Origin of the sequence: Streptomyces bobili, from assembly GCF_002154575.1 — a bacterium.
In the GTDB taxonomy this organism is placed as follows: domain Bacteria; phylum Actinomycetota; class Actinomycetes; order Streptomycetales; family Streptomycetaceae; genus Streptomyces; species Streptomyces bobili.
This window is the reverse complement of the sequence record NZ_MUBA01000158.1, coordinates 1-25,082: the sequence shown is the minus strand read 5'-3', so window position 1 is coordinate 25,082 and position 25,082 is coordinate 1. Positions and strand designations below refer to the sequence as shown.

23 protein-coding genes are annotated in these 25,082 nt (G+C 71.7%); 21 read left to right on the top strand and 2 right to left on the bottom strand.

Annotated elements, in window-relative coordinates:
* The 3 genes from BZL64_RS13955 to nusB form a co-directional block, all read left to right on the top strand.
* The coding region (locus BZL64_RS13955) for a M24 family metallopeptidase (protein ID WP_086769501.1) at positions 1-875 on the top strand (875 nt) is incomplete at its 5' end.
* A 58-nt stretch (positions 876-933) separates the two neighbouring features.
* Entirely contained in the window at positions 934-1,500 is a 567-nt protein-coding gene (gene efp, locus BZL64_RS13950) for an elongation factor P (protein WP_073493489.1), read from the top strand.
* A 2-nt stretch (positions 1,501-1,502) separates the two neighbouring features.
* The gene (gene nusB, locus BZL64_RS13945; RefSeq protein ID WP_086769500.1) at positions 1,503-1,934 is read left to right on the top strand and encodes a transcription antitermination factor NusB; all 432 of its coding nucleotides are present in this window, start codon (positions 1,503-1,505) and stop codon (positions 1,932-1,934) included.
* 185 nt (positions 1,935-2,119) lie between these two features.
* On the opposite strand, the gene bldD is transcribed toward nusB, so the two are convergent.
* Positions 2,120-2,620, bottom strand: coding sequence for a transcriptional regulator BldD (gene bldD, locus BZL64_RS13940; RefSeq protein ID WP_020128858.1), 501 nt, complete (start codon positions 2,618-2,620; stop codon positions 2,120-2,122).
* Between the two features lie 254 nt (positions 2,621-2,874).
* Here bldD and pyrR point away from each other — a divergent pair, with 254 nt between their 5' ends.
* The 14 genes from pyrR (at position 2,875) to BZL64_RS13870 (ending at position 19,675) form a co-directional block, all read left to right on the top strand.
* On the top strand, positions 2,875-3,504 hold the full coding sequence (gene pyrR / locus BZL64_RS13935) for a bifunctional pyr operon transcriptional regulator/uracil phosphoribosyltransferase PyrR (RefSeq protein WP_086769499.1): 630 nt from the start codon (positions 2,875-2,877) through the stop codon (positions 3,502-3,504).
* 82 nt (positions 3,505-3,586) lie between these two features.
* On the top strand, positions 3,587-4,567 hold the full coding sequence (locus tag BZL64_RS13930; RefSeq protein WP_086769498.1) for an aspartate carbamoyltransferase catalytic subunit: 981 nt from the start codon (positions 3,587-3,589) through the stop codon (positions 4,565-4,567).
* A 5-nt stretch (positions 4,568-4,572) separates the two neighbouring features.
* Positions 4,573-5,859, top strand: a complete 1,287-nt coding sequence (locus BZL64_RS13925) for a dihydroorotase (protein ID WP_086769497.1) — start codon at positions 4,573-4,575, stop codon at positions 5,857-5,859.
* Entirely contained in the window at positions 5,856-6,422 is a 567-nt protein-coding gene (locus BZL64_RS13920; protein ID WP_086769496.1) for a PH-like domain-containing protein, read from the top strand. The genes BZL64_RS13925 and BZL64_RS13920 overlap by 4 nt, the downstream gene beginning before the upstream one ends.
* Positions 6,419-7,591: a glutamine-hydrolyzing carbamoyl-phosphate synthase small subunit gene (gene carA / locus BZL64_RS13915; RefSeq protein ID WP_086769495.1), complete on the top strand. Its 1,173-nt coding sequence runs from the start codon at positions 6,419-6,421 to the stop codon at positions 7,589-7,591. Before BZL64_RS13920 ends, carA begins: the two co-directional genes overlap by 4 nt.
* Positions 7,584-10,892, top strand: a complete 3,309-nt coding sequence (gene carB, locus BZL64_RS13910) for a carbamoyl-phosphate synthase large subunit (RefSeq protein WP_086769494.1) — start codon at positions 7,584-7,586, stop codon at positions 10,890-10,892. Before carA ends, carB begins: the two co-directional genes overlap by 8 nt.
* A gap of 69 nt (positions 10,893-10,961) precedes the next feature.
* Entirely contained in the window at positions 10,962-12,068 is a 1,107-nt protein-coding gene (locus BZL64_RS13905) for a quinone-dependent dihydroorotate dehydrogenase (RefSeq protein WP_086769493.1), read from the top strand.
* Positions 12,065-12,907 (top strand): orotidine-5'-phosphate decarboxylase, encoded by an 843-nt coding sequence (gene pyrF, locus BZL64_RS13900; protein WP_167396140.1) that lies wholly within the window; start codon positions 12,065-12,067, stop codon positions 12,905-12,907. The genes BZL64_RS13905 and pyrF overlap by 4 nt, the downstream gene beginning before the upstream one ends.
* A gap of 279 nt (positions 12,908-13,186) precedes the next feature.
* A complete protein-coding gene (locus BZL64_RS13895) occupies positions 13,187-13,510 on the top strand; it encodes an integration host factor (protein WP_073493500.1) in 324 nt (107 codons plus the stop codon).
* A gap of 60 nt (positions 13,511-13,570) precedes the next feature.
* Entirely contained in the window at positions 13,571-14,164 is a 594-nt protein-coding gene (gmk, locus tag BZL64_RS13890) for a guanylate kinase (RefSeq protein ID WP_086769492.1), read from the top strand.
* A gap of 52 nt (positions 14,165-14,216) precedes the next feature.
* Entirely contained in the window at positions 14,217-14,489 is a 273-nt protein-coding gene (gene rpoZ, locus BZL64_RS13885; RefSeq protein ID WP_003977348.1) for a DNA-directed RNA polymerase subunit omega, read from the top strand.
* A 161-nt stretch (positions 14,490-14,650) separates the two neighbouring features.
* Entirely contained in the window at positions 14,651-15,853 is a 1,203-nt protein-coding gene (coaBC, locus tag BZL64_RS13880) for a bifunctional phosphopantothenoylcysteine decarboxylase/phosphopantothenate--cysteine ligase CoaBC (RefSeq protein ID WP_086769491.1), read from the top strand.
* A gap of 236 nt (positions 15,854-16,089) precedes the next feature.
* Complete coding sequence (gene metK, locus BZL64_RS13875) at positions 16,090-17,313, top strand: methionine adenosyltransferase (protein ID WP_086769490.1); 1,224 nt, start codon at positions 16,090-16,092, stop codon at positions 17,311-17,313.
* Positions 17,314-17,494: 181 nt separating this feature from the next.
* Positions 17,495-19,675, top strand: a complete 2,181-nt coding sequence (locus BZL64_RS13870) for a primosomal protein N' (protein ID WP_086769489.1) — start codon at positions 17,495-17,497, stop codon at positions 19,673-19,675.
* A gap of 132 nt (positions 19,676-19,807) precedes the next feature.
* Here the strand turns inward: BZL64_RS13870 and BZL64_RS13865 are convergent, their stop codons facing one another.
* Positions 19,808-20,371, bottom strand: a complete 564-nt coding sequence (locus tag BZL64_RS13865) for a hypothetical protein (RefSeq protein WP_086769488.1) — start codon at positions 20,369-20,371, stop codon at positions 19,808-19,810.
* Positions 20,372-20,702: 331 nt separating this feature from the next.
* On the opposite strand from BZL64_RS13865, the gene fmt reads away from it, so the two are divergent.
* The 4 genes from fmt to BZL64_RS13845 all read left to right on the top strand — a co-directional run.
* Positions 20,703-21,647, top strand: a complete 945-nt coding sequence (gene fmt, locus BZL64_RS13860) for a methionyl-tRNA formyltransferase (protein WP_086769487.1) — start codon at positions 20,703-20,705, stop codon at positions 21,645-21,647.
* 130 nt (positions 21,648-21,777) lie between these two features.
* Positions 21,778-23,196, top strand: a complete 1,419-nt coding sequence (locus tag BZL64_RS13855) for an RsmB/NOP family class I SAM-dependent RNA methyltransferase (protein WP_086769486.1) — start codon at positions 21,778-21,780, stop codon at positions 23,194-23,196.
* 125 nt (positions 23,197-23,321) lie between these two features.
* Positions 23,322-24,008: a ribulose-phosphate 3-epimerase gene (gene rpe / locus BZL64_RS13850; RefSeq protein WP_086769485.1), complete on the top strand. Its 687-nt coding sequence runs from the start codon at positions 23,322-23,324 to the stop codon at positions 24,006-24,008.
* Positions 24,009-24,086: 78 nt separating this feature from the next.
* A partial coding sequence (locus tag BZL64_RS13845; RefSeq protein WP_086769484.1) for a sugar-binding transcriptional regulator occupies positions 24,087-25,082 on the top strand: 996 nt, incomplete at its 3' end.

The window sequence follows — 25,082 nt, the reverse complement described above, 5'->3', positions numbered from 1 at the left end:
AGGTGGTGTTCCTCGACCGCGAGGGAGTCGCCGCCGCGGTCCGTGAGGAGGACCGCGGCGGCGACTCCCTCGCGGTCGAGGAACACCACCTCACGGTGGCCCGTCATCGCGCCCTGCGGTCGGTCGCGCCCCGGCTGCGCCTCGCCGACCTGGGCGGAGCCGTCGAGCAGCTGCGGGTCGTCAAGGACGAGGAGGAGATCTCCTGCCTGCGCATCGGCGCCGAGATCGCCGACCAGGCCCTGGGCGAGCTGCTGGAGTCCATCCTGGTCGGCCGCACCGAACGCCACCTCGCCCTGGAGCTGGAGCGCCGCCTCGTCGACCACGGCGCCGACGGCCCCGCCTTCGTCACCTCCGTGGGCACCGGCCCGAACTCGGGCCGGCGCGGGCACCGGCCCACCGACCGACGGGTGGAGGAGGGCGATTTCCTCTCCGTCTGTCTCGGTGCGACGTACCGCGGCTACCGCTGCGAGATCGGCCGTACGTTCGTCATCGGGACCTCTCCCGCGGACTGGCAGATCGAGCTGTACGACCTCGTCTTCGCCGCTCAGCGGGCCGGACGCGAGGCTCTGGTGCCCGGTGCCGCGTACCGGGACGTGGACCGTGCGGCACGCCAGGCACTGGACTCCGCGGGGTACGCCGAGGGCCTTCCGGTACTGACCGGGCACGGTGTGGGACTCGAAATCGAGGAGGACCCGCAGCTGGGTCCCGCGGCCATGGGTAAACTGGACGCTTGCGTGCCGGTCACCGTCGAACCGGGGGTTCACCTCCCGGGCCGGGGCGGTGTCAGGATCGATGACACGCTCGTCGTACGCCCCGAGGCGGACGGCGGACCCGAGCTACTCACCATCACGACCAAGGAGCTGCTCGCACTATAGCTACAGGCAGGTGCGTGCCCCCGTGGTCGTCCACGTCAGTCCAGGAGATTCCGCAACCGTGGCTTCCACGAACGACCTCAAGAACGGCCTGGTGCTCAAGCTCGAAGGCGGCCAGCTCTGGTCCGTCGTCGAGTTCCAGCACGTCAAGCCCGGCAAGGGCCCGGCCTTCGTGCGCACCAAGCTCAAGAACGTGCTGTCCGGCAAGGTGGTCGACAAGACCTTCAACGCCGGCGTCAAGGTCGAGACGGCCACTGTCGACAAGCGCGACATGCAGTTCTCCTACATGGACGGCGAGTACTTCGTCTTCATGGACATGGAGACCTATGACCAGCTGATGGTCGACCGCAAGGCCGTCGGCGACGCCGCCAACTTCCTGATCGAGGGCTTCACGGCCACCGTCGCGCAGCACGAGGGCGAAGTGCTCTTCGTCGATCTGCCGGCCGCCGTCGAACTCGTCGTCCAGGAGACCGAGCCCGGCCTTCAGGGCGACCGCTCCACCGGTGGCACCAAGCCCGCGACCCTGGAGACCGGTCACCAGATCCAGGTCCCGCTCTTCATCACCACCGGTGAGAAGATCAAGGTCGACACCCGTACGAGCGACTACCTCGGCCGGGTGAACAGCTAACCGTGGCTGCCCGCAACACGGCCCGTAAGCGCGCCTTCCAGATCCTCTTCGAGGGTGACCAGCGCGGCGCCGATGTCCTGACGGTCCTCGCGGACTGGATCCGGCTCTCCCGGGCCGACACCCGGCAGCCTCCGGTGAGCGAGTACACGATGCAACTGGTCGAGGGGTACGCCGAGTACCAGCGGCGCATCGACGAGCTGATCTCGCAGTACTCGGTCGGCTGGACGCTCGACCGGATGCCGGTGGTCGACCGCAACATCCTGCGGCTCGGCGCGTACGAGCTGATCTGGGTCGACGAGACCCCGGACGCCGTCGTCCTCGACGAGATGGTGCAGCTGGCGAAGGAGTTCTCCACGGACGAGTCGCCCTCGTTCGTGAACGGCCTGCTCGGCCGGTTCAAGGAGCTGAAGCCCTCGCTGCGCCGAGAGGCGTGAGAGGTACCACCGATGCCGGAGGGCCCGTGGACGTACTGTCCACGGGCCCTCCGGCATTTCCCCGGCACTGCGCGACCCCAGGGCGCTCCACGGGCCCCGCAGGCCCGCAGAAAGCCGCCGGGGCGGCCGGAACCTCTCGGTCCGGCCGCCCCGGCGGTACGTTTCTGCTGAGACGCCGCTAGCGCTCAGCCCTCCTCGTGGGAGACCGCGCGACGCGCGTCCGCGTCCAGCACGCCCCAGCTGATCAGCTGCTCGGTCAGGACCGAGGGCGACTGGTCGTAGATGACGGCGAGCGTGCGCAGGTCGTCCTGGCGGATCGAGAGCACCTTGCCGTTGTAGTCGCCGCGCTGCGACTGGATCGTGGCCGCGTACCGCTGGAGGGGACCGGCCTTCTCGACCGGCACGTGGGCCAGCCGCTCCAGGTCCAGGACCAGCTTCGGCGGCGGCTCGGCGGCCCCGCCCGGAGTGGTGCCCGGGAGCAGCTCCTGCACGGGAACCCCGTAGAAATCGGCCAGCTCCGCGAGGCGCTGGACGGTCACGGCACGGTCGCCGCGCTCGTACGAACCGACCACGACCGCCTTCCAGCGTCCCTGGGACTTCTCCTCGACACCGTGGAGGGAAAGGCCCTGCTGGGTGCGGATCGCCCGGAGCTTGGCTCCGAGCTGTTTGGCGTATTCGCTGGACATATAGCTCCCCGGCACTGGGTCGACGCGACTGGGTTGGGTTTCCATGCCGCGCGGCTGGTAACTCACTGTGAGGTTACGCAGCGTGATTCTTCTGCGTCAAGCCGAATGGTCCACACCGACTCTTCCGTGGTATCCGTGGCCGATTGAGCCAATAGGGTGAACGGGGGCGTCCTCCCGGCCTGCTACCGTGGATGGCGCAAATCCGACGTCCTTTAACGTCCGTCCCGTGAGGCGGAGAAGGAGGTCCGTTTCATATGGACACGCAGGACAAGCAGGACCCGCAGGACAGCCAGGAACCCCAGGAACCCCAGGAACCCCAGGGCTCGCAGGACGCGCGGCCCGTACTCGAAGGCCCCGACATCGCGCGGGTGCTGACCCGTATCGCCCACGAGATCGTCGAACGCGCCAAGGGCGCCGACGACGTGGTGCTTCTCGGCATCCCGACCCGGGGCGTCTTCCTCGGCCGCCGGCTCGCCGCCAAGCTCGAGCAGATCACCGACCGCAAGATCCCGGTCGGCTCCCTCGACATCACCATGTACCGCGACGACCTGCGCATGCACCCGCCGCGCGCGCTGGCCCGCACCGAGATCCCCGGTGACGGGATCGACGGCAAGCTGGTCGTCCTCGTCGACGACGTGCTCTTCTCCGGCCGCACCATCCGCGCCGCCCTCGACGCCCTGAACGACATCGGGCGCCCCCGCGCGGTGCAGCTCGCGGTCCTCGTCGACCGCGGTCACCGCGAACTGCCCATCCGCGCCGACTACGTCGGCAAGAACCTCCCCACGTCGCTGCGGGAGACGGTCAAGGTCCAGCTGGCCGAGGAGGACGGTCGCGACACCGTGCTGCTCGGTGTCCGGCAGACCGCGCCGGGCGCGCAGCACTAGCACTCCGCCGTACGCCCCCGAGTGCGTGCCCCCACGCGCCCGCATGCCCGAAAACTCCCTCATGTCTTACGGAGCCTGACAGATGCAGCGTCATCTCATCTCGGCCGCCGACCTCACCCGCGACGATGCCGTCCATGTTCTCGACACCGCCGAGGAGATGGCCCGGGTGGCGGACCGGCCCATCAAGAAGCTGCCGACCCTGCGCGGCCGCACGATCGTCAACCTGTTCTTCGAGGACTCCACCCGGACCCGGATCTCCTTCGAGGCGGCCGAGAAGCGTCTGTCCGCGGACGTCATCAACTTCACCGCCAAGGGCTCCAGCGTCTCCAAGGGCGAGTCCCTGAAGGACACCGCCCAGACCCTGGAGGCCATGGGCGTCGACGCCGTCGTCATCCGGCACGGCGCGTCCGGAGCGCCGTACCGCCTCGCCACCTCGGGCTGGATCGACGCCGCCGTCATCAACGCCGGTGACGGCACCCACCAGCACCCCACCCAGGCCCTGCTGGACGCCTTCACCATGCGCCGTCGGCTCGTCGGCCGGGACGCCGGGCTCGGCCAGGACCTGTCCGGCAGGCGCATCACCCTCGTCGGCGACGTCCTGCACAGCCGGGTCGCCCGCTCCAACGTCGACCTGCTGCACACGCTCGGTGCCCAGGTCACCCTCGTCGCCCCGCCGACCCTGGTGCCGGTCGGCGTCGAGACCTGGCCCTGCGAGGTGTCCTACGACCTCGACAGCACGCTGCCCAAGTCCGACGCGGTGATGATGCTGCGCGTCCAGCGCGAGCGGATGAACGCCGCGTTCTTCCCGACCGAGCGCGAGTACTCCCGGCGCTACGGCCTCGACGGCGAGCGGATGGCGCGGATGCCCGAGCACGCCATCGTGATGCACCCCGGCCCGATGGTCCGCGGCATGGAGATCACCGCCGAGGTCGCCGACTCGGACCGCTGCACCGTCGTCGAACAGGTCACCAACGGAGTGTCGATCCGGATGGCCGTCCTGTACCTGCTCCTGGGCGGGAACGAACCCGCCGTCGCCCACGCCCGTACCACCGAGGAGAAGTAACGACCATGAGCAAGATCCTGATCCGTGGTGCGCGGGTGCTCGGCGGCGAGCCCCAGGACGTCCTGATCGACGGCGAGGTCGTCGAGGCCGTCGGCAGCGGGCTGTCCGCCGAGGGAGCCGAGGTCGTCGAGGCCGACGGCAAGGTGCTGCTGCCGGGCCTGGTCGACCTGCACACCCATCTGCGCGAGCCGGGCCGCGAGGACTCCGAGACCGTCCTGACCGGCACCCGGGCCGCCGCGAGCGGCGGCTTCACCGCGGTGTTCGCCATGGCCAACACCTTCCCCGTCGCGGACACCGCCGGCGTCGTCGAGCAGGTCTGGCGGCTGGGCCGCGAGCACGGCTACTGCGATGTGCAGCCCATCGGCGCCGTCACCGTCGGCCTGGAGGGCAGGAAGCTCGCCGAGCTGGGCGCCATGCACGAGTCGGCCGCCGGCGTCACCGTCTTCTCCGACGACGGCAAGTGCGTCGACGACGCCGTGATGATGCGCCGCGCCCTGGAGTACGTGAAGGCCTTCGGCGGGGTCGTCGCCCAGCACGCGCAGGAGCCGCGGCTGACGGAGGGCGCCCAGATGAACGAGGGGATCGTCTCCGCCGAGCTGGGTCTCGGGGGCTGGCCGGCCGTCGCCGAGGAGTCGATCATCGCGCGGGACGTGCTGCTCGCCGAGCACGTCGGCTCCCGCGTCCACATCTGCCACCTGTCGACCGCGGGGTCCGTCGAGATCGTCCGCTGGGCCAAGTCCCGCGGCATCGACGTCACCGCCGAGGTCACCCCGCACCACCTCCTCCTCACCGACGAGCTGGTGCGTTCCTACGACCCGGTCTACAAGGTGAACCCGCCGCTGCGCACCGAGCGTGACGTGCACGCCCTGCGCGAGGCGCTCGCCGACGGCACCATCGACATCGTCGCCACCGACCACGCCCCGCACCCGCACGAGGACAAGGACTGCGAGTGGGCCGCCGCGGCCATGGGCATGGTCGGCCTGGAGACCGCCCTTTCGGTGGTCCAGGAGACCATGGTGGAGACGGGCCTGCTGGACTGGGCCGGGGTCGCCGACCGCATGTCGCAGGCGCCCGCCCGCATCGGGCGGGCCGAGGGCCACGGACGCCCCGTCTCGGCTGGTGAGCCCGCCAACCTCACGCTCGTCGACACGGCATACCGTGGGTCGGTGGACCCCGCGGGCTTCGCCTCACGCAGCCGGAACACCCCGTACGCGGGGCGTGAGCTGCCGGGCCGTGTGACGCACACCTGGCTCCGGGGCAAGGCCACGCTCGTCGACGGGAAGCTCACGTGACACCTGTAATCCTGCTCGCGGCCCAGAAGGAATCGGCCGAAGTGACCGACTGGGCCGCCCGCATCGGCTGGGTCGTCGGCCTCGGCCTCTTCGTCGCGCTCGTCTACTGGCTGATGCGCGAGGGCTGGAAGTGGCGCGGCACGCTCCAGAGCGACCTGCCGGAGCTGCCCACCGTGCCGGACGACCTCGGCCCGGCGAGACTGAGCATGAGCGGCCGCTACCACGGCTCCACCACCGCAGGGCAGTGGCTCGACCGCATCGTCGCGCACGGCCTGGGCACCCGCAGCCGGGTCCGGCTCACCCTGACGGACGCGGGCCTGGACGTCGTACGCCCCGGCGCGAGCGACTTCTTCGTCCCTGCCGGGGCGCTGCGCGAGGCGGTCCTCGGCAAGGGCATCGCCGGCAAGGTCCTCACCGAGGGCGGACTGCTCCTGGTGACCTGGGAACACGGCGGCAAGCTGATCGACTCCGGGTTCCGCTCGGACCACGCGGCCGAGCACACCCAGTGGGTCGACACCATCAACTCCATGATCAACAAGAGGGAAACGGAAGGCGCACGATGACGACCTCCATCCAGGGGATCGCCTCGCAGAGGCACAAGGCGGCTCCCGCCGTACTCGTCCTGGAGGACGGCCGCATCTTCCGCGGCCGTGCCTACGGGGCCGTGGGGGAGACCTTCGGCGAAGCGGTGTTCTCCACCGGCATGACCGGCTACCAGGAGACCCTGACCGACCCCTCCTACGCCCACCAGATCGTCGTGGCGACCGCCCCGCAGATCGGCAACACCGGCTGGAACGACGAGGACGACGAGTCGGGCCGCATCTGGGTCGCCGGCTACGTCGTGCGCGACCCCGCGCGCGTGCCGTCCAACTGGCGGTCCAAGCGCTCCCTGGACGAGGAGCTGGTCCGGCAGAACGTCGTCGGTATCTCCGGCATCGACACCCGCGCCCTCACCCGCCACCTGCGCGAGCGCGGCTCCATGCGGGCCGGCGTCTTCTCCGGCGAGGCGATCGCCGGCGAGCCCGAGCTGCTCGCCCGCGTGCAGGCCCAGCCGCACATGAAGGGCGCGAGCCTCTACGAGGAGGTCGCCACCCGCGAGGCGTACGTCGTCCCGGCCGTCGGCGAGAAGCGGTTCACCGTCGCCGCGATCGACCTCGGCATCAAGGGCATGACCCCGCACCGGATGGCCGAGCGCGGCATCGAGGTGCACGTGCTGCCCGCGACGGCCACCGCCGAAGAGGTGTACGCCGTGAACCCCGACGGCGTGTTCTTCTCCAACGGCCCCGGCGACCCGGCCGCCGCCGACGGCCCCGTGGCGCTGATGACCGAGGTGCTGGAGCGCCGGACGCCCCTGTTCGGCATCTGCTTCGGCAACCAGATCCTCGGCCGCGCCCTCGGCTTCGGCACCTACAAGCTGAAGTACGGCCACCGCGGCATCAACCAGCCCGTCCAGGACCGTACGACCGGCAAGGTCGAGGTCACCGCGCACAACCACGGATTCGCCGTGGACGCACCGCTCGACAAGGTCAGCGAGACCAGGTTCGGGCGCGTCGAGGTCTCGCACGTCTGCCTCAACGACAACGTCGTCGAGGGACTGCAGCTGCTCGACCAGCCGGCCTTCTCCGTCCAGTACCACCCCGAAGCGGCGGCGGGCCCGCACGACGCCGCCTACCTGTTCGACCGCTTCACCTCTTTGATGAACACAGTCCTGATGGAGGGCCAGCGTGCCTAAGCGCACCGATATCCAGTCCGTCCTGGTCATCGGCTCCGGCCCGATCGTCATCGGACAGGCCGCCGAGTTCGACTACTCCGGCACCCAGGCGTGCCGCGTCCTGCGGGCCGAGGGCCTGCGCGTGATCCTCGTCAACTCCAACCCGGCGACGATCATGACCGACCCGGAGATCGCCGACGCCACCTACGTCGAGCCGATCACCCCCGAGTTCGTCGAGAAGATCATCGCCAAGGAGCGGCCGGACGTCCTGCTGCCGACGCTCGGCGGCCAGACGGCCCTCAACACCGCGATCTCCATGCACGAGCAGGGTGTGCTGGAGAAGTACGGCGTCGAGCTGATCGGCGCCAACGTCGAGGCGATCAACAAGGGCGAGGACCGCGACCTGTTCAAGGGCGTCGTCGAGGCCGTCCGCGAGAAGATCGGGCACGGCGAGTCCGCCCGGTCCGTGATCTGCCACTCCATGGACGACGTGATCGCGGGCGTCGAGACGCTCGGCGGGTACCCCGTCGTCGTCCGCCCCTCCTTCACCATGGGCGGCGCCGGCTCCGGTTTCGCCCACGACGAGGAGGAGCTGCGCCGCATCGCCGGTCAGGGCCTCACGCTCTCCCCGACCACCGAGGTGCTCCTGGAGGAGTCCATCCTCGGCTGGAAGGAGTACGAGCTGGAGCTGATGCGCGACAAGAACGACAACGTCGTGGTCGTCTGCTCCATCGAGAACTTCGACCCCATGGGCGTGCACACCGGTGACTCCATCACCGTCGCGCCGGCGATGACACTGACCGACCGCGAGTACCAGCGGCTGCGCGACATCGGCATCGCGATCATCCGCGAGGTCGGCGTCGACACCGGCGGCTGCAACATCCAGTTCGCGGTGAACCCCGAGGACGGCCGGATCATCGTCATCGAGATGAACCCGCGCGTGTCGCGGTCGTCGGCGCTGGCCTCCAAGGCGACCGGCTTCCCGATCGCCAAGATCGCGGCCAAGCTCGCCGTCGGCTACACCCTCGACGAGATCCCGAACGACATCACCAAGGAGACCCCGGCCTCCTTCGAGCCCACGCTCGACTACGTGGTCGTCAAGGCCCCGCGCTTCGCCTTCGAGAAGTTCCCGAGCGCGGACTCCACGCTGACGACCACCATGAAGTCCGTCGGCGAGGCCATGGCCATCGGCCGCAACTTCACGGAGGCCTTCCAGAAGGCGCTGCGCTCGCTGGAGAAGAAGGGCAGCCAGTTCACGTTCGTCGGCGAGCCCGGCGACAAGCAGCAGCTCCTGACGGAGGCCGTCCGGCCCACCGACGGCCGCATCAACACCGTCATGCAGGCCATCCGCGCCGGCGCCACCCCCGAGGAGATCTTCGAGTACACGAAGATCGACCCCTGGTTCGTCGACCAGCTGTTCCTGATCAAGGAGGTCGCGGACGGCCTGGCCGCCGCCGACCGCCTCGACGTCGACCTGCTCGCCGAGGCCAAGCGGCACGGCTTCTCCGACCAGCAGATCGCCGAGATCCGCGGCCTGCGCGAGGACGTCGTCCGCGAGGTCCGGCACGCGCTGGGCATCCGCCCGGTCTACAAGACGGTCGACACCTGCGCCGCCGAGTTCGCCGCGCAGACGCCGTACTTCTACTCCTCCTACGACGAGGAGAGCGAGGTCGCGCCGCGCGAGAAGCCGGCCGTCATCATCCTGGGCTCCGGCCCCAACCGCATCGGCCAGGGCATCGAGTTCGACTACTCCTGCGTCCACGCCTCCTTCGCGCTGTCCGACGCCGGGTACGAGACGGTGATGGTCAACTGCAACCCGGAGACCGTCTCCACCGACTACGACACCTCCGACCGCCTCTACTTCGAGCCGCTGACCCTCGAGGACGTGCTGGAGATCGTCCACGCGGAGGCCCAGGCCGGCCCGATCGCCGGTGTGATCGTCCAGCTCGGCGGCCAGACCCCGCTGGGCCTGGCGCAGGCGCTCAAGGACAACGGCGTACCGATCGTCGGCACGCCCCCCGAGGCCATCCACGCGGCCGAGGACCGGGGCGCCTTCGGACGCGTCCTCGCCGAGGCCGGACTGCCGGCCCCGAAGCACGGCACCGCCACCACCTTCGCCGGGGCCAAGGCCATCGCCGACGAGATCGGCTACCCGGTCCTCGTCCGGCCGTCGTACGTCCTCGGCGGGCGCGGCATGGAGATCGTCTACGACGAGACCCGGCTGTCCTCCTACATCGCCGAGTCGACCGAGATCAGCCCCACCCGGCCGGTCCTCGTCGACCGCTTCCTCGACGACGCCATCGAGATCGACGTCGACGCGCTCTACGACGGCGAGGAGCTGTACCTCGGCGGCGTCATGGAGCACATCGAGGAGGCCGGCATCCACTCCGGCGACTCGGCGTGCGCCCTGCCCCCGATCACCCTCGGCGGCTTCGACATCAAGCGCCTGCGGGCCTCCACGGAGGCCATCGCGCGCGGGGTGGGCGTCCGCGGCCTGATCAACATCCAGTTCGCGATGGCCGGCGACATCCTCTACGTCCTGGAGGCCAACCCGCGTGCGTCCCGCACCGTCCCCTTCACCTCGAAGGCGACCGCGGTGCCGCTCGCGAAGGCCGCCGCCCGGATCTCGCTGGGCGCGACCATCGCCGAGCTGCGTACGGAGGGGCTGCTCCCGGCGACCGGTGACGGCGGTGAACTGCCGCTGGACGCGCCGATCTCCGTCAAGGAGGCCGTGATGCCGTGGAGCCGCTTCCGCGACACCTCCGGCCGCGGCGTCGACACCATCCTGGGTCCGGAGATGCGTTCCACCGGCGAGGTCATGGGCATCGACTCGGTCTTCGGCACGGCCTACGCCAAGTCGCAGGCGGCTGCCTACGGCCCGCTGCCCACCAAGGGCCGCGCGTTCATCTCGGTCGCCAACCGCGACAAGCGCTCGATGATCTTCCCGGCGCGCGAGCTGGTCGCCCACGGCTTCGAGCTGCTCGCCACCTCCGGCACCGCCGAGGTCCTCAGGCGCAACGGCATCACCGCCACGGTCGTGCGCAAGCAGTCCGAGGGCGTGGGCCCGAACGGCGAGAAGACCATCGTCCAGCTGATCCACGACGGCCAGGTCGACCTCATCGTCAACACCCCGTACGGCACCGGCGGCCGTCTCGACGGCTACGACATCCGTACGGCGGCGGTGGCGCGCTCGGTGCCCTGCCTGACGACGGTCCAGGCACTCGCCGCCGCCGTCCAGGGCATCGACGCCCTCAACCACGGGGATGTGGGGGTGCGTTCCCTCCAGGAACACGCCGAGCATCTGACCGCGGCCCGCGACTAGCAGCCAGAGGGGGACACCGGAAACGGTGTCCCCCTCTGTATGAGGACACCGCTCTATGAGGACACAGTGATGTACAAGCTCTTCTTCCGCCTGGTCTTCTCCCGGATGGATCCGGAGAAGGCCCACCACCTGGCCTTCCGCTGGATCCGGCTCACCGCCCGGATCCCGGGCCTGCGCACCTTCGTCGCGGCAGCCCTCGCCCCCCGCCACAAGGAACTGCGCACCGAGGCCTTCGGGCTGCGCATGCACGGCCCCTTCGGGCTCGCCGCCGGATTCGACAAGAACGCGGTCGCCGTGGACGGCATGGCGATGGTGGGCTTCGACCACGTCGAGATCGGTACGGTCACCGGGGAGGCGCAGCCCGGCAACCCCAGGAAGCGGCTGTTCCGCCTCGTCGCCGACCGGGCGCTGATCAACCGCATGGGCTTCAACAACGAGGGCTCGCTGACCGTCGCCGCGCGGCTGGCCTCCCGCGAGCCCGTCTTCCGGACCGTCGTGGGCGTCAACATCGGCAAGACCAAGGCCGTACCGGAGGCCGAGGCGGTCGCCGACTACGTGAAGGCCGCCGAGCGGCTCGCGCCCTACGCCGACTACCTGGTCGTCAACGTCTCCTCCCCGAACACCCCCGGCCTGCGCAACCTCCAGGCCACGCAGGCGCTGCGGCCGCTGCTGAGCGCCGTGCGCGAGGCCGCCGACCGCACGGTCGCCCACCGGCGCGTGCCGCTGCTGGTGAAGATCGCCCCCGACCTCGCCGACGAGGACGTGGACGCCGTCGCCGACCTCGCCGTGGAACTCGGCCTGGACGGGATCATCGCCACGAACACCACCATCGCGCGCGAGGGCCTCGGGCTGACCTCCGACCCCGCTGTGGTAAAGGAGACCGGCGGCCTGTCGGGAGCACCGCTCAAGGCCCGCTCCCTGGAGGTGCTGAGGCGCCTCTACGCGCGCGTGGGCGACCGCGTCACCCTGGTGGGCGTCGGCGGCGTCGAGACCGCCGAGGACGCCTGGGAACGCATCCTCGCGGGTGCCACCCTGGTCCAGGGCTACAGCGCCTTCGTCTACGAGGGACCCTTCTGGGCCCGCGCGATCCACAAGGGGCTCGCCGCCCGCCTGCGCACCAGCCCGTACGCCACCCTCGCCGACGCGGTCGGCGCCGACGTGAGGAAGACGGTATGACCCTGGAACCCTTCGGCGCCCGCCTGCGCCGTGCCATGGACGAGCGCGGCCCGCTGTGCGTCGGCATCGACCCGCACGCCTCGCTGCTCGCCGAGTGGGGCCTGGACGACACCGTCGCCGGTCTGGAGCGGTTCAGCCGCACGGTCGTCGAGGCCATGGCCGACCGGGTCGCCGTCCTGAAGCCGCAGAGCGCCTTCTTCGAGCGGTTCGGTTCGCGCGGGGTCGCCGTCCTGGAGAAGTCCGTCGAGGAGGCGCGCGCGGCCGGCGCCCTGGTCGTGATGGACGCCAAGCGCGGCGACATCGGCTCGACCATGGCGGCGTACGCCGAGTCCTTCCTGCGCAAGGACTCCCCGCTCTTCTCGGACGCGCTGACCGTCTCGCCGTACCTCGGCTACGGCTCGCTGTCGCCCGCCGTGGCCCTCGCGCGCGAGAGCGGCGCCGGACTGTTCGTGCTGGCGCTGACCTCCAATCCGGAGGGCGGCGAGGTCCAGCACGCGGTGCGCGCGGACGGGCGTACCGTCGGCGCGACCATGCTGGCCCACCTGGCCGCAGAGAACGCCGGGGAGGAGCCGCTGGGCTCCTTCGGCGCGGTCGTCGGTGCCACGCTCGGTGACCTGTCGACGTACGACCTGGACATCAACGGGCCGATCCTCGCGCCCGGCATCGGGGCGCAGGGAGCCACCCCGGCGGACCTGCCGCGGGTCTTCGGGGCCGCGGTGCGCAACGTCGTGCCGAACGTCAGCCGGGGAGTGCTGCGACACGGCCCCGACATCGTCGCGCTGCGTGACCAGGCGGATCGATTCGCGCAACAGGTGCGGGCCGCGCTCGAAGCCGCTTGAGCGCCGTCGGCCGTCCGACCGGGACCTCTGTCGGACGGCCGCGGACGGACTTGAGCCTGAATACATCCTCAAATCCGGGGCAATTTGTCTTAAATATCCGTCCTGGCTGAGGCTGACCAGGACTTTTCCGCTGTTCTCGCTGACTCTGGCGGTGTTGCCCGCTAGTCTCCGAGCGGAGGGTGAACGGGCAAGCGTGTCGCCCGTAGCTCCCCAGGTGAGGGGCGACCAGGTTCCTCACCGGTCCGTATCCGACAGTTCGACATCCGAGGTGACGTAGGCGTGGCTCTTCCGCCCCTTACCCCCGAACAGCGCGCAGCCGCGCTCGAAAAGGCCGCCGCGGCTCGCCGGGAGCGGGCCGAGGTCAAGAATCGACTCAAGCACTCCGGCGCCTCCCTTCACGAGGTGATCAAGCAGGGCCAGGAGAACGACGTCGTCGGCAAGATGAAGGTCTCCGCCCTCCTGGAGTCCCTGCCGGGCGTGGGCAAGGTCCGCGCCAAGCAGATCATGGAGCGGCTCGGCATCTCCGAGAGCCGCCGAGTGCGAGGTCTCGGCTCCAACCAGATCGCGTCCCTGGAGCGTGAGTTCGGCGACACGGCCAAGTGAGTCCGAAGTGCTCGGGGCGGAGCGTCCCGGGCACGGCGAGACAACTGGAATAATCGCTGCATGGCTGTAACACCCCGGGGGACGACCCCCGAACCCCCGGACGCACGTCCGCGGCTGACCGTGCTCTCCGGCCCCTCAGGGGTCGGCAAGAGCACGGTCGTCGCTCATATGCGCAAAGAACACCCCGAGGTCTGGCTCTCGGTGTCGGCGACGACCCGCAGACCCCGTCCCGGCGAACAGCACGGCGTCCACTATTTCTTCGTCACCGACGACGAGATGGACAAGCTGATCGCCAACGGCGAGCTGCTGGAGTGGGCCGAGTTCGCCGGCAACCGCTACGGCACCCCGCGTGCCGCCGTACTGGAGCGTCTGGAGGCGGGCGAGCCCGTCCTCCTGGAGATCGATCTCCAGGGCGCCCGGCAGGTCCGCGGCTCCATGCCCGAGGCCCAGCTGGTGTTCCTGGCTCCGCCCTCCTGGGAGGAGTTGGTGCGCAGGCTCACCGGCCGCGGGACCGAGCCGCCCGAGGTGATCGCACGCCGGCTGGACGCGGCCAAGATCGAACTCGCGGCCGAGCCGGAGTTCGACGAGACCCTGGTCAACACCTCCGTCGAGGACGTAGCCCGCGAGCTGCTAGCCTTGATGGATGTCGTGTGATCGGAACCATGTGATCACCGCCCGTCTTTTCCCATCTATCGGAAGGTAGAGCGTGTCCTCTTCCATCTCCGCTCCCGAGGGCATCATCAACCCGCCGATCGACGAGCTCCTCGAGGCCACCGACTCGAAGTACAGCCTCGTGATCTACGCGGCCAAGCGGGCCCGCCAGATCAACGCGTACTACTCGCAGCTCGGCGAGGGCCTCCTCGAGTACGTCGGTCCGCTCGTCGACACCCACGTCCACGAGAAGCCGCTCTCGATCGCACTCCGCGAGATCAACGCGGGTCTGCTGACCTCCGAGGCCATCGAGGGCCCGGCTCAGTAGTATTTTCAGCTTGCAGTGAGTTTTTCCACAGGCCCGGCAGCGCGACTGCCGGGCCTGTGGTCTGCTCGGGGTGCGGAGGGCCGCCCGGTCCCCGCGATGATGCAGCATGGACGCGTACGCCCCGAGCCACGGCGTACGTTTTCCTAGGTCGGGGAGAGACGGTGGACAAACCCAAGGTCGTGCTGGGGGTCAGTGGCGGCATCGCCGCGTACAAGGCCTGCGAGCTGCTGCGCAGACTGACCGAGTCGGGCCACGACGTGCGCGTCGTCCCCACCGCCTCCGCCCTGCACTTCGTCGGCGCGGCCACCTGGTCCGCCCTCTCCGGCCACCCGGTCTCCACCGAGGTCTGGGACGACGTCCACGAGGTCCCGCACGTCCGCATCGGCCAGCACGCCGACCTGGTCGTCGTCGCCCCCGCCACGGCCGACCTGCTCGCCAAGGCCGCCCACGGCCTGGCCGACGACCTGCTGACGAACACCCTGCTCACGGCCCGCTGTCCGGTCGTCTTCGCCCCGGCGATGCACACCGAGATGTGGGAGCACCCGGCCACCCAGGAGAACGTGGCGACGCTGCGCCGACGCGGCGCCGTCGTCGTCGAACCCGCCGTCGGCCGGCTCACCGGCGTCGACACCGGCAAGGGCCGGCTGCCGGACCCCGCCGAGATCTTCGAGATCTGCCGACGCGTCCTGGCCCGTGGCGTACGGGAACCGGATCTGACCGGCCGGCATGTCGTCGTCAGCGCCGGCGGCACCCGCGAGCCCCTCGACCCCGTCCGCTTCCTCGGCAACCGCTCCTCCGGCAAGCAGGGCTACGCCCTCGCCCGGACCGCCGCCGCCCGCGGCGCCCGCGTCACGCTCGTCGCGGCCAACGCCGCGCTGCCCGACCCCGCGGGCGTCGACGTCGTCCCGGTCGGCACCGCCGTGCAGCTTCGGGAAGCGGTGCTGAAGGCGGCGGCCGACGCCGACGCGGTGGTCATGGCCGCCGCGGTCGCCGACTTCCGGCCCGCGAACTACGCCACGGGCAAGATCAAGAAGAAAGACGGGCAGGATCCGGACCCCGTCGTTCTCCTGCGAAATCCGGACATCCTCGCGGAGATCTCCGCCGAGCGCGCCCGCCCCGGCCAGGTCGTCGTCGGCTTCGCCGCCGAGACCGACGACGTGCTGGCCAACGGCCGGGCGAAGCTTCGGCGCAAGGGCTGTGACCTGCTGGTGGTCAATGAGGTGGGGGAGCGCAAGACCTTCGGCTCCGAGGAGAACGAGGCGGTCGTCCTGGGTGCCGACGGCAGCGAGACCCCGGTCCCGTACGGCCCCAAGGAAGCCCTGGCCGAAATCGTGTGGGACCTGGTGACGCGACGCCTGGAGTGATTGTTTGATGCGCGTCACGGTTCCCCGACCTTGCCCGTTCGGGTGTGCATCCCTGGCCAACAGCGGCTGGCATTCGGCAGAATGCCTGTGCCGCAGGTCACAGTGCTCCCGAGTGGCGAGACAGGTGGGCCGGTGGTGAAGCGCGACCGATAAACTGTTGTCGGACGACGCCGGGCGCAGCTCCCGTCGCGTCCGCCCATGATGAGCCAGCAGCCGCTGCAACCCCAGGGAGCGTTGTGTCCCGTCGCCTGTTCACCTCGGAGTCTGTCACCGAGGGTCACCCCGACAAGATCGCTGACCAGATCAGCGACACCATTCTCGACGCGCTTCTGCGCGAGGACCCGGCTTCCCGGGTCGCCGTGGAAACCCTGATCACGACCGGCCTGGTGCACGTCGCCGGTGAGGTCACCACCAAGGCGTACGCGCCGATCCCGCAGCTCGTCCGGGACAAGATCCTGGAGATCGGCTACGACTCCTCGAAGAAGGGCTTCGACGGCGCCTCCTGCGGCGTCTCGGTGTCCATCGGCGCGCAGTCCCCGGACATCGCCCAGGGCGTCGACACGGCGTACGAGGCCCGGGTCGAGGGTTCCGCCGCAGGTGACGAGGGTGACGAGCTGGACCGTCAGGGCGCCGGCGACCAGGGCCTGATGTTCGGCTACGCGTCCGACGAGACGCCGACGCTGATGCCGCTCCCGATCTTCCTGGCCCACCGCCTGTCGAAGCGCCTCTCGGACGTCCGCAAGAACGGGACCATCCCCTACCTGCGCCCCGACGGCAAGACCCAGGTCACCATCGAGTACGACGGCGACAAGGCGGTCCGGCTGGACACGGTCGTCGTCTCCTCGCAGCACGCGTCCGACATCGACCTGGACTCGCTGCTGGCGCCCGACATCCGCGAGTTCGTCGTGGAGGTGGAGCTGAAGGCGCTGCTCGACGAGGGCATCAAGCTCGACACCGAGAACTACCGCCTGCTGGTCAACCCCACCGGCCGCTTCGAGATCGGCGGCCCGATGGGCGACGCCGGCCTGACCGGCCGGAAGATCATCATCGACACCTACGGCGGCATGGCCCGCCACGGAGGCGGCGCCTTCTCCGGCAAGGACCCGTCCAAGGTCGACCGCTCCGCCGCCTACGCGATGCGCTGGGTCGCGAAGAACGTCGTCGCCGCCGGCCTGGCCGCGCGCTGCGAGGTCCAGGTCGCCTACGCGATCGGCAAGGCCGAGCCGGTCGGCCTGTTCGTCGAGACCTTCGGCACGCACAAGATCGACCCCGAGAAGATCGAGAAGGCCATCGACGAGGTCTTCGACCTCCGTCCGGCCGCGATCATCCGCGACCTCGACCTGCTGCGCCCGATCTACGCCCAGACCGCCGCGTACGGCCACTTCGGCCGCGAGCTTCCCGACTTCACGTGGGAGCGCACGGACCGCGTCGACGCGCTCAAGGAGGCGGCGGGGCTCTGAGCTCCCGACCGCGACGCACGCTCCGGGCCCGGCTTCCTCAGGGAGGCCGGGCCTCGGCGTTGTACGGCCCCGCCCACCGGGCCGAGGCCGACCGGCCGGCGGCCCGGCCCCGCGGGCGGGGGCTGACAGGCGGGGTGTTCGGCGCGGGCCGTTGTCGGTGGCGTTTGGTATGAATGCAGGCGTGAGCAGCGAGAACGGGCAGCAGGGCGGCGGTGGCGGTGGAGACGGCGCGCCGCCGGAGCAGCTCGCGCTTCTCCGGGAGACGGTCCGGCAGGCCAAGGCGCCGCGGGCGAAGCCCCGGACCTGGCGGGGTGCCGCGCTGGCCGAGCGGCTGCCGGTCGCGCGGGTGCTCGTCGACAAGGGAGTCCTGCACCTCGACCGGTACTTCGACTACGCGGTCCCGGCCGAGCTGGACGCGGACGCCCAGCCGGGCGTGCGGGTGCGGGTGCGCTTCGGGGCCGGGCGCGGACGGGTGCGCGAGGGGCGTCGCGAGGGCGGCGGCCTGATCGACGGGTTCCTCGTCGAGCGGCTCGCCGAGTCGGACTACGCGGGACCGCTGGCCGCCCTCGCCCAGGTCGTCTCGCCCGAGCCCGTCCTGGACCCGGAGCTGCTGGGGCTGGCACGGGCCGTCGCCGACCGGTACGCGGGGAGCCTGGCGGACGTCCTGCAGCTGGCCGTGCCGCCGCGCAGCGCCCGTGCCGAGCAGCGGCCCTCGCCCGAGCCGCTTCCCCCGCCCCAGGCCCCCCAGCCGGGGTCCTGGGGGCGCTACGAGCACGGGGGCGCGTTCCTCGACGCGCTGGCCTCGGGAGGGGCCCCACGGGCCGTGTGGAACGCCCTGCCCGGTCCGGGGTGGAGCGAGGAACTGGCCCGCGCCGTCGCCGCCACGCTGGCCTCGGGGCGCGGCGCCCTCGTCGTCGTACCGGACGGGCGGGCCGCCGCGCGCGTGGACGGTGCGCTGACGGCTCTGCTGGGGGAGGGGCGGCATGCGCTGCTCACCGCCGACGCCGGGCCGGAGAAGCGGTACCGCGAGTGGCTCGCCGTGCGGCGCGGCAGTGTGCGGGCGGTCGTCGGGACGCGCGCCGCCATGTTCGCCCCGGTGCGTGACCTCGGGCTGGTGGCCGTGTGGGACGACGGGGACGACAGCCACAGCGAGCTGCACGCCCCCCAGCCGCACGCGCGTGACGTGCTGCTGCTGCGGGCGGCGCAGGACGGGTGCGGCTTCTTGATGGGGGGCTGGAGCTGCACGGTCGAGGGCGCGCAGCTGGTCGGGAGCGGATGGGCGCGGCCCCTGGTCGCCGGGCGGGAGCAGGTGCGCCGGGCCGTGCCGCTGGTGCGGACCGTGGGGGACCAGGATCTCGCCAGGGACGAGGCGGCGCGGGACGCCCGGCTGCCCAGCCTGGCCTGGCAGGCCGTCCGTGAGGGACTGCGGCACGGGCCAGTGCTCGTGCAGGTCCCGCGGCGCGGCTATGTGCCGCGCATGGCGTGCGCCGCCTGCCGCGCGCCCGCCCGGTGCCGGCACTGTTCCGGGCCCCTGGAGGCGCGGGACAGCGGACCGCTGTGGTGCGGCTGGTGCGGACGCGAGGAGAACGCCTGGCACTGCCCGGAGTGCGGGGGCTTCCGGCTGCGCGCGCAGGTGGTCGGCGCGCGGCGGACCGCCGAGGAGCTGGGCCGGGCCTTCCCGGCCGTACCGGTGCGCACCTCCGGGCGGGAGCAGGTGCTGGACACCGTGCCGGGTACGCCCGCGCTCGTCGTGAGCACGCCGGGGGCCGAGCCCGTCGCCGAGGGCGGTTACGCGGCGGCCCTGCTGCTGGACGGCTGGGCCATGGTCGGACGCCCCGACCTGCGGGCCGGGGAGGACGCGCTGCGGCGCTGGATCGCCGCCGCCTCGCTGGTACGGCCGCAGGGCGACGGCGGCACCGTGGTCGTGGTCGCCGAACCGACCCTGCGGCCGGTGCAGGCGCTGGTGCGGTGGGACCCGGTCGGACATGCCGTGCGGGAACTGGAGGAGCGGGCCGAGCTGGGCTTTCCGCCGGTGTCGCGGATGGCGGCCGTCGCCGCGGCGCCGGATGCGCTGGCCGCCTTCCTGCGGTCCGTCGAGCTGCCCCCGGAGGCCGAGGTGCTCGGGCCCGTCCCGCTGCCGGTCACCCCCGAGGGGCGGACCCGTCGGCCGGGGGCGCCGCCGCCCGGCGAGCAGTGGGAGCGGGCGCTGATCCGGGTGCCGCCGGGGAAGGGTGCCGCCCTGGCTGCGGCGCTCAAGACGGCCCAGGCGGCGCGGATGGCGGCGCGGGGCGGCGCGGCGGCCTCGCGGGGCGAGGGCTCGGGGGCGGTGTGGGTGCGGGTCGATCCGCAGGACATCGGGTGAGGGCCGCGGGAGACTCGGGGCGGGCAGCGGCGCCGGCATCGGCGGTGGGCCGGCGCGCGGCGAGGCGTCGGCGCCGCGGACATGCGTCCGCCCTCTCGGGCGGGTGCCGAGAGGGCGACGGGGGCAGCGCCGTCAGCCGTTGCGCGGGCCGGGGAACGCGGTCGGTCTCGCCTCCTCGCGCAGGGACGAGCTGCCTCCCGTGGGCTGCGTCGGCATCGAGCGGGCCGCGGGGACCGTGGGCACCACGGAGATGCCGGCGCCGACATTGACCGTGCGGGGGACCGGAGCCTCCGCCGCCGTGCGCTCGACGTCCGTGGCGGTGGCGGTGGCGCCGGCCGTCTGAGCGGCGGTCCGGCGGGCGCCGTAGCGGCGGTGGACCGCCTGCTTGGTGACGCCGAGCGCGGAGCCCACCGCGTCCCACGAGAAGCCCAGCGAGCGGTCGAAGTCCACCGCCGCGGTGACCAGGGTCTCGACACTGTCCCGCAGTTCCTGGGCGAGGCGCACCGTCGGGGCGGGGGCGCGTCCGTAGACGACGAAGCCCGTGGACGGGCCGGAGCGGCGGGGGCGGTAGACGTTGCCCAGCTGGGCGGTGAGGGTGCGCAGCGCGTCCACCTGCCGGCGGACCCGCTCGATGTCCCGCACCAGCAATTGCAGGCTGGCCCGGGCCTGGGCGTCGTGGGTTGCGTGGTCGGCCATGAACAAGCCTCTCGAACCGGCGTTGAAGAGATAAGGGCCGGGCCGCGGTCGGCGCGGTCCGGTGTGGTCAACTCTGTCTTGACCAACGCGGGTGCGCTCCGCTGGTCACGGTGTGGGGGCGTATGGGCATATGCGTACGCCCCCGGCGGGGGGTCGGCCCGGCCTCCGGCCTTCGCCGTTCTCGTCTCCCACCCGTGCACCGCCCGATCGGTCGGACAGGGAAGTGAAACTCTCCAGTGGGGGCTCAGCGCCGTCGGCGGGTCTCCCTTCTCGCGCAATAAACTTGTGCGTCGCCCGTCGTCCGTTCCCTTCGAGAGGCCCGTGCCCACTCATGAAGCTCGTCTTCGCCGGTACCCCCGAGGTCGCCGTTCCCGCTCTGGACGCCCTGCTCGCCTCCGGGCGGCACGAGGTGGCCGCCGTCGTCACGCGACCCGACGCGCAGGCGGGCCGGGGCCGCAGGCTGGTCGCCTCTCCCGTGGCCCAGCGGGCCGAGGAGGCCGGGATCGAGGTGCTCAAGCCCGCCCGGCCGCGGGAGCCGGAGTTCCTGGCGCGGCTCAAGGAGATCGCGCCGGACTGCTGCCCCGTCGTCGCCTATGGCGCCCTGCTGCCGAAGGCGGCCCTGGACATCCCGGCCCGCGGCTGGGTCAATCTGCACTTCTCGCTGCTGCCCGCCTGGCGGGGTGCCGCGCCGGTTCAGCACGCCGTCATGGCGGGGGACGAGATCACGGGCGCCTCCACGTTCCTCATCGAGGAGGGGCTCGACTCGGGACCCGTCTACGGCACGGTGACGGAGGAGGTCCGGCCCACCGACACCAGCGGTGACCTGCTGACCCGGCTGGCCTTCGCGGGCGCCGGTCTGCTCGCGGCCACCATGGACGGCATCGAGGACGGCACGCTGAAGGCCGTACCGCAGCCCCAGGACGGCATCACCCTCGCTCCGAAGATCACTGTCGAGGACGCCCGGGTCGACTGGACCGCTCCGGCCCTGCGCGTCGACCGTGTGGTGCGCGGGTGCACGCCGGCGCCCGGTGCCTGGACGACGTTCCGCGGTGAGCGGCTCAAGCTGATCCAGGTGCGAACGGTGCCGGGGCGCGACGATCTCGCGGCGGGCGAGCTGGCCGTCGGCAAGAACAGCGTGCACGTCGGCACCGGGTCGCACGCCGTCGAGCTGCTGTGGGTGCAGGCGCAGGGCAAGAAGCCGATGCGGGCGGCCGACTGGGCCCGCGGGGTGCGCATCTCTGACAGCGAGCGGGTCGGGGAGCCTGCCGGGGAGTAGCCGGGGAGTAGCCGGGGAGTAGGCGGGGAACAGCCGGGGCGTGCCGCCGGGGTGACGCCCCGCACCGGGTCCCGCCCTGCCCGTCGTACGCTGGGCCTACCGTCATCCTGCAATCCGGAGCACCTTTTTCGTGAGCGAGCAGCCCAGCCGTCCCCGCACCACCGGCAAGCCCCACCGTCGGCCCAAGAAGGACCCCGTCCGCTTCCTCGCCTTCGAGGTGCTGCGGGCCGTGGACGAGCGGGACGCCTACGCCAACCTCGTGCTGCCGCCGCTGCTGCGCAAGGCGCGGGCCAGCGGGGACTTCGACGGACGGGACGCCGCCCTCGCCACCGAGCTGGTGTACGGGACGCTGCGGCGGCAGGGGACGTACGACGCGATCGTCGCCGCCTGTGTCGACCGGCCGCTGCGGGAGGTGGATCCGCCGGTGCTCGACGTGCTCAGCCTGGGGGTGCACCAGCTGCTCGGGACGCGCATCCCGACGCACGCCGCCGTGTCCGCCTCGGTCGAGCTGGCGCGCGTGGTGCTGGGCGACGGGCGGGCCAAGTTCGTCAACGCCGTCCTGCGCAAGGTCGCCCAGCACGACTTCGACGCCTGGACCGAGAAGATCGCTCCGCCCTACGAGGACGACCCCGAGGACCATCTCGCCCTCGTCCACTCGCACCCGCGCTGGATCGTCTCCGCGCTGTGGGACTCCCTCGGCGGCGGCCGGGCCGGCATCGAGCAGCTGCTGGAGGCCGACAACGAGCGGCCCGAGGTCACCCTGGTCGCCAGGCCCGGACGGTCCACGACGGACGAGCTGATGGGCGAGGAGGCCGCCGTCGCCGGACGCTGGTCGCCGTACGCCGTGCGGCTCACCGAGGGCGGCGAGCCCGGCGCGATCGACGCCGTGCGGTCCGGGCGGGCGGGCGTCCAGGACGAGGGCAGCCAGCTCGTGGCGCTCGCGCTCGCCAACGCGCCCCTGGAGGGGCCCGACGCGCACTGGCTCGACGGGTGCGCCGGGCCCGGCGGCAAGGCCGCGCTGCTGGCGGCGCTCGCCGCGGAACGCGGTGCCGTGCTGCTGGCCTCGGAGAAGCAGCCTCACAGGGCCCGGCTCGTGGCCAAGGCGCTCGACGGGAACCCCGGCCCGTACCAGGTGATCACCGCCGACGGGACGAGGCCGCCGTGGCGGCCCGGCTCCTTCGACCGGGTGCTGATGGACGTGCCCTGCACCGGGCTCGGCGCCCTGCGCCGCCGGCCCGAGGCACGCTGGCGGCGCAAGACGGAGGATCTGGACGGCTTCGCGCCCCTGCAGCGCGGGCTGCTGCGGACCGCGCTGGAGTCCGTGCGGGTCGGGGGCGTCGTCGGGTACGCCACCTGCTCGCCGCATCTCGCCGAGACCCGGGCGGTCGTGGCCGACCTGCTCAAGCAGTTCCCGCAGACCGAACTCGTCGACGCCAGGCCCCTGCTCCCGGGCGTGCCCTCGCTCGGCGACGGACCCGACATCCAGCTCTGGCCGCATGTGCACGGGACCGACGCGATGTACCTGGCGATCATCCGGCGCACCGGCTGACCGCGGGCCCGCGGTGCGAGGGCGACGGCCGTGGGACAGCGCGCCGACGGCCCGCACCGCACAGCGCCGGATATCCGTTCGGGACCGATGCCGCTAACCCCCGTGGGGCATGGCAGGCTTGGGGCATGGCCGCGCAGATCAACCCCAGCATCCTGTCCGCCGACTTCGCCCGCCTCGCGGACGAGGCCGAGGCGGTCGCCGGAGCCGACTGGCTCCACGTCGACGTCATGGACAACCACTTCGTCCCGAACCTCACGCTCGGCGTGCCGATCGTGGAGTCGCTGGCCCGCGCGACGGACACCCCGCTGGACTGCCATCTGATGATCGCGGACCCCGATCGCTGGGCCCCGCAGTACGTCGAGGCGGGTGCCTCGTCCGTCACCTTCCACGTCGAGGCGGCCGCCGCGCCGGTGCGGCTGGCCCGCGAGATCCGCGCCAAGGGCGCCCGCGCCTCCATGGCGCTGAAGCCGGCGACGCCGATCGAGCCGTACGAGGACCTGCTGCCCGAGCTGGACATGTTGCTGATCATGACCGTCGAGCCGGGCTTCGGCGGCCAGGCCTTTCTCGACATCATGCTGCCGAAGATCCGCCGCACCCGGGAGCTGATCGGCAAGCACGGACTGGAGCTGTGGCTCCAGGTCGACGGGGGTGTCTCGGCGTCGACGATCGAGCGCTGCGCGGAGGCGGGCGCGGACGTCTTCGTGGCCGGTTCGGCGGTGTACGGCGCCGAGGACCCGGCCGAGGCGGTCCGCGCGCTGCGCGCGCAGGCGGACGCGGCGACCGCCAAGGCGTCCTGGGCGTGCGACCACTGAGCCACAGCTACGTGAACGGCTTTCATCGGGACCGATCAAGTGCGCCGCATCTGCAAGGATGAACGGCGTATCCAGAGTGTGAACAGCAGTGAGGAGATCGCCGTGTCGGGTATGTCGGCGGGCCGGTCAGCCATGCGGATGGGACCCGCTGAGCTGGTGCAGGCGGCGGCCATGGCCCGCCGCTTCTACCTCGAGGGCAAATCCAAGATCCAGATCGCCGAGGAGTTCGGCGTCAGCCGCTTCAAGGTGGCCAGGGTCCTGGAAACCGCTCTCGAACGGGATCTCGTACGGATCGAGATCCGTGTGCCGGCCGAACTGGACGCCGAGCGCTCCGACGCGCTCCGCGCCAGGTACGGCCTCAGGCACGCCGTGGTGGTCGAGTCCCCGGCCGACGCCGAGGAGTCGCCCGACCCCGAGAACCTGGGGGAGGTGGCCGCCGACCTGCTCGGCGAGCTGCTCAACGAGGGGGACGTCCTGGGCCTGGCCTGGGGCCGGTCCACCATTCACATGGCGGCGGCGCTGGACCGGCTGCCGCCCTGCACGGTGGTGCAGCTGACGGGCGTGTACGACGCCGGGACCGCCGAGCGCGGCTCGGTCGAGGCCGTCCGCCGTGCCGCCCAGGTGTCCGGCGGTGACGCGCACCCCATCTACGCGCCGATGCTGCTGCCGGACGCCGCCACCGCGATCGCGCTGCGCCACCAGACCGGGATCGCCCGCGCCTTCGAGTACTTCGACAAGGTCACGGTCGCCTGTGTCTCCATCGGCTCCTGGGAGCCGGGCATCTCGACGGTGCACGACATGCTCAGCGACGAGGAGCGGGCGCACTACGCCTCGCTCGGCGTCGCCGCCGAGATGTCCGCGCACCTCTTCGACTCCGAGGGGCGCAGGGTCGGCCGGGACCTCGGCGAGCGGTGCATCACCGTCAAGGCGGACCAGCTGCGCCGTATCCCGGAGGTCGTCGCGATCGCGGGCGGTCAGCGCAAGGCGGGCGCGATCGACGCGGTGCTGCGCTCGGGGCTCGTCACCAGCCTGGTGACGGACACCTCGGCCGCGGACTACCTGATGACGGCGGGC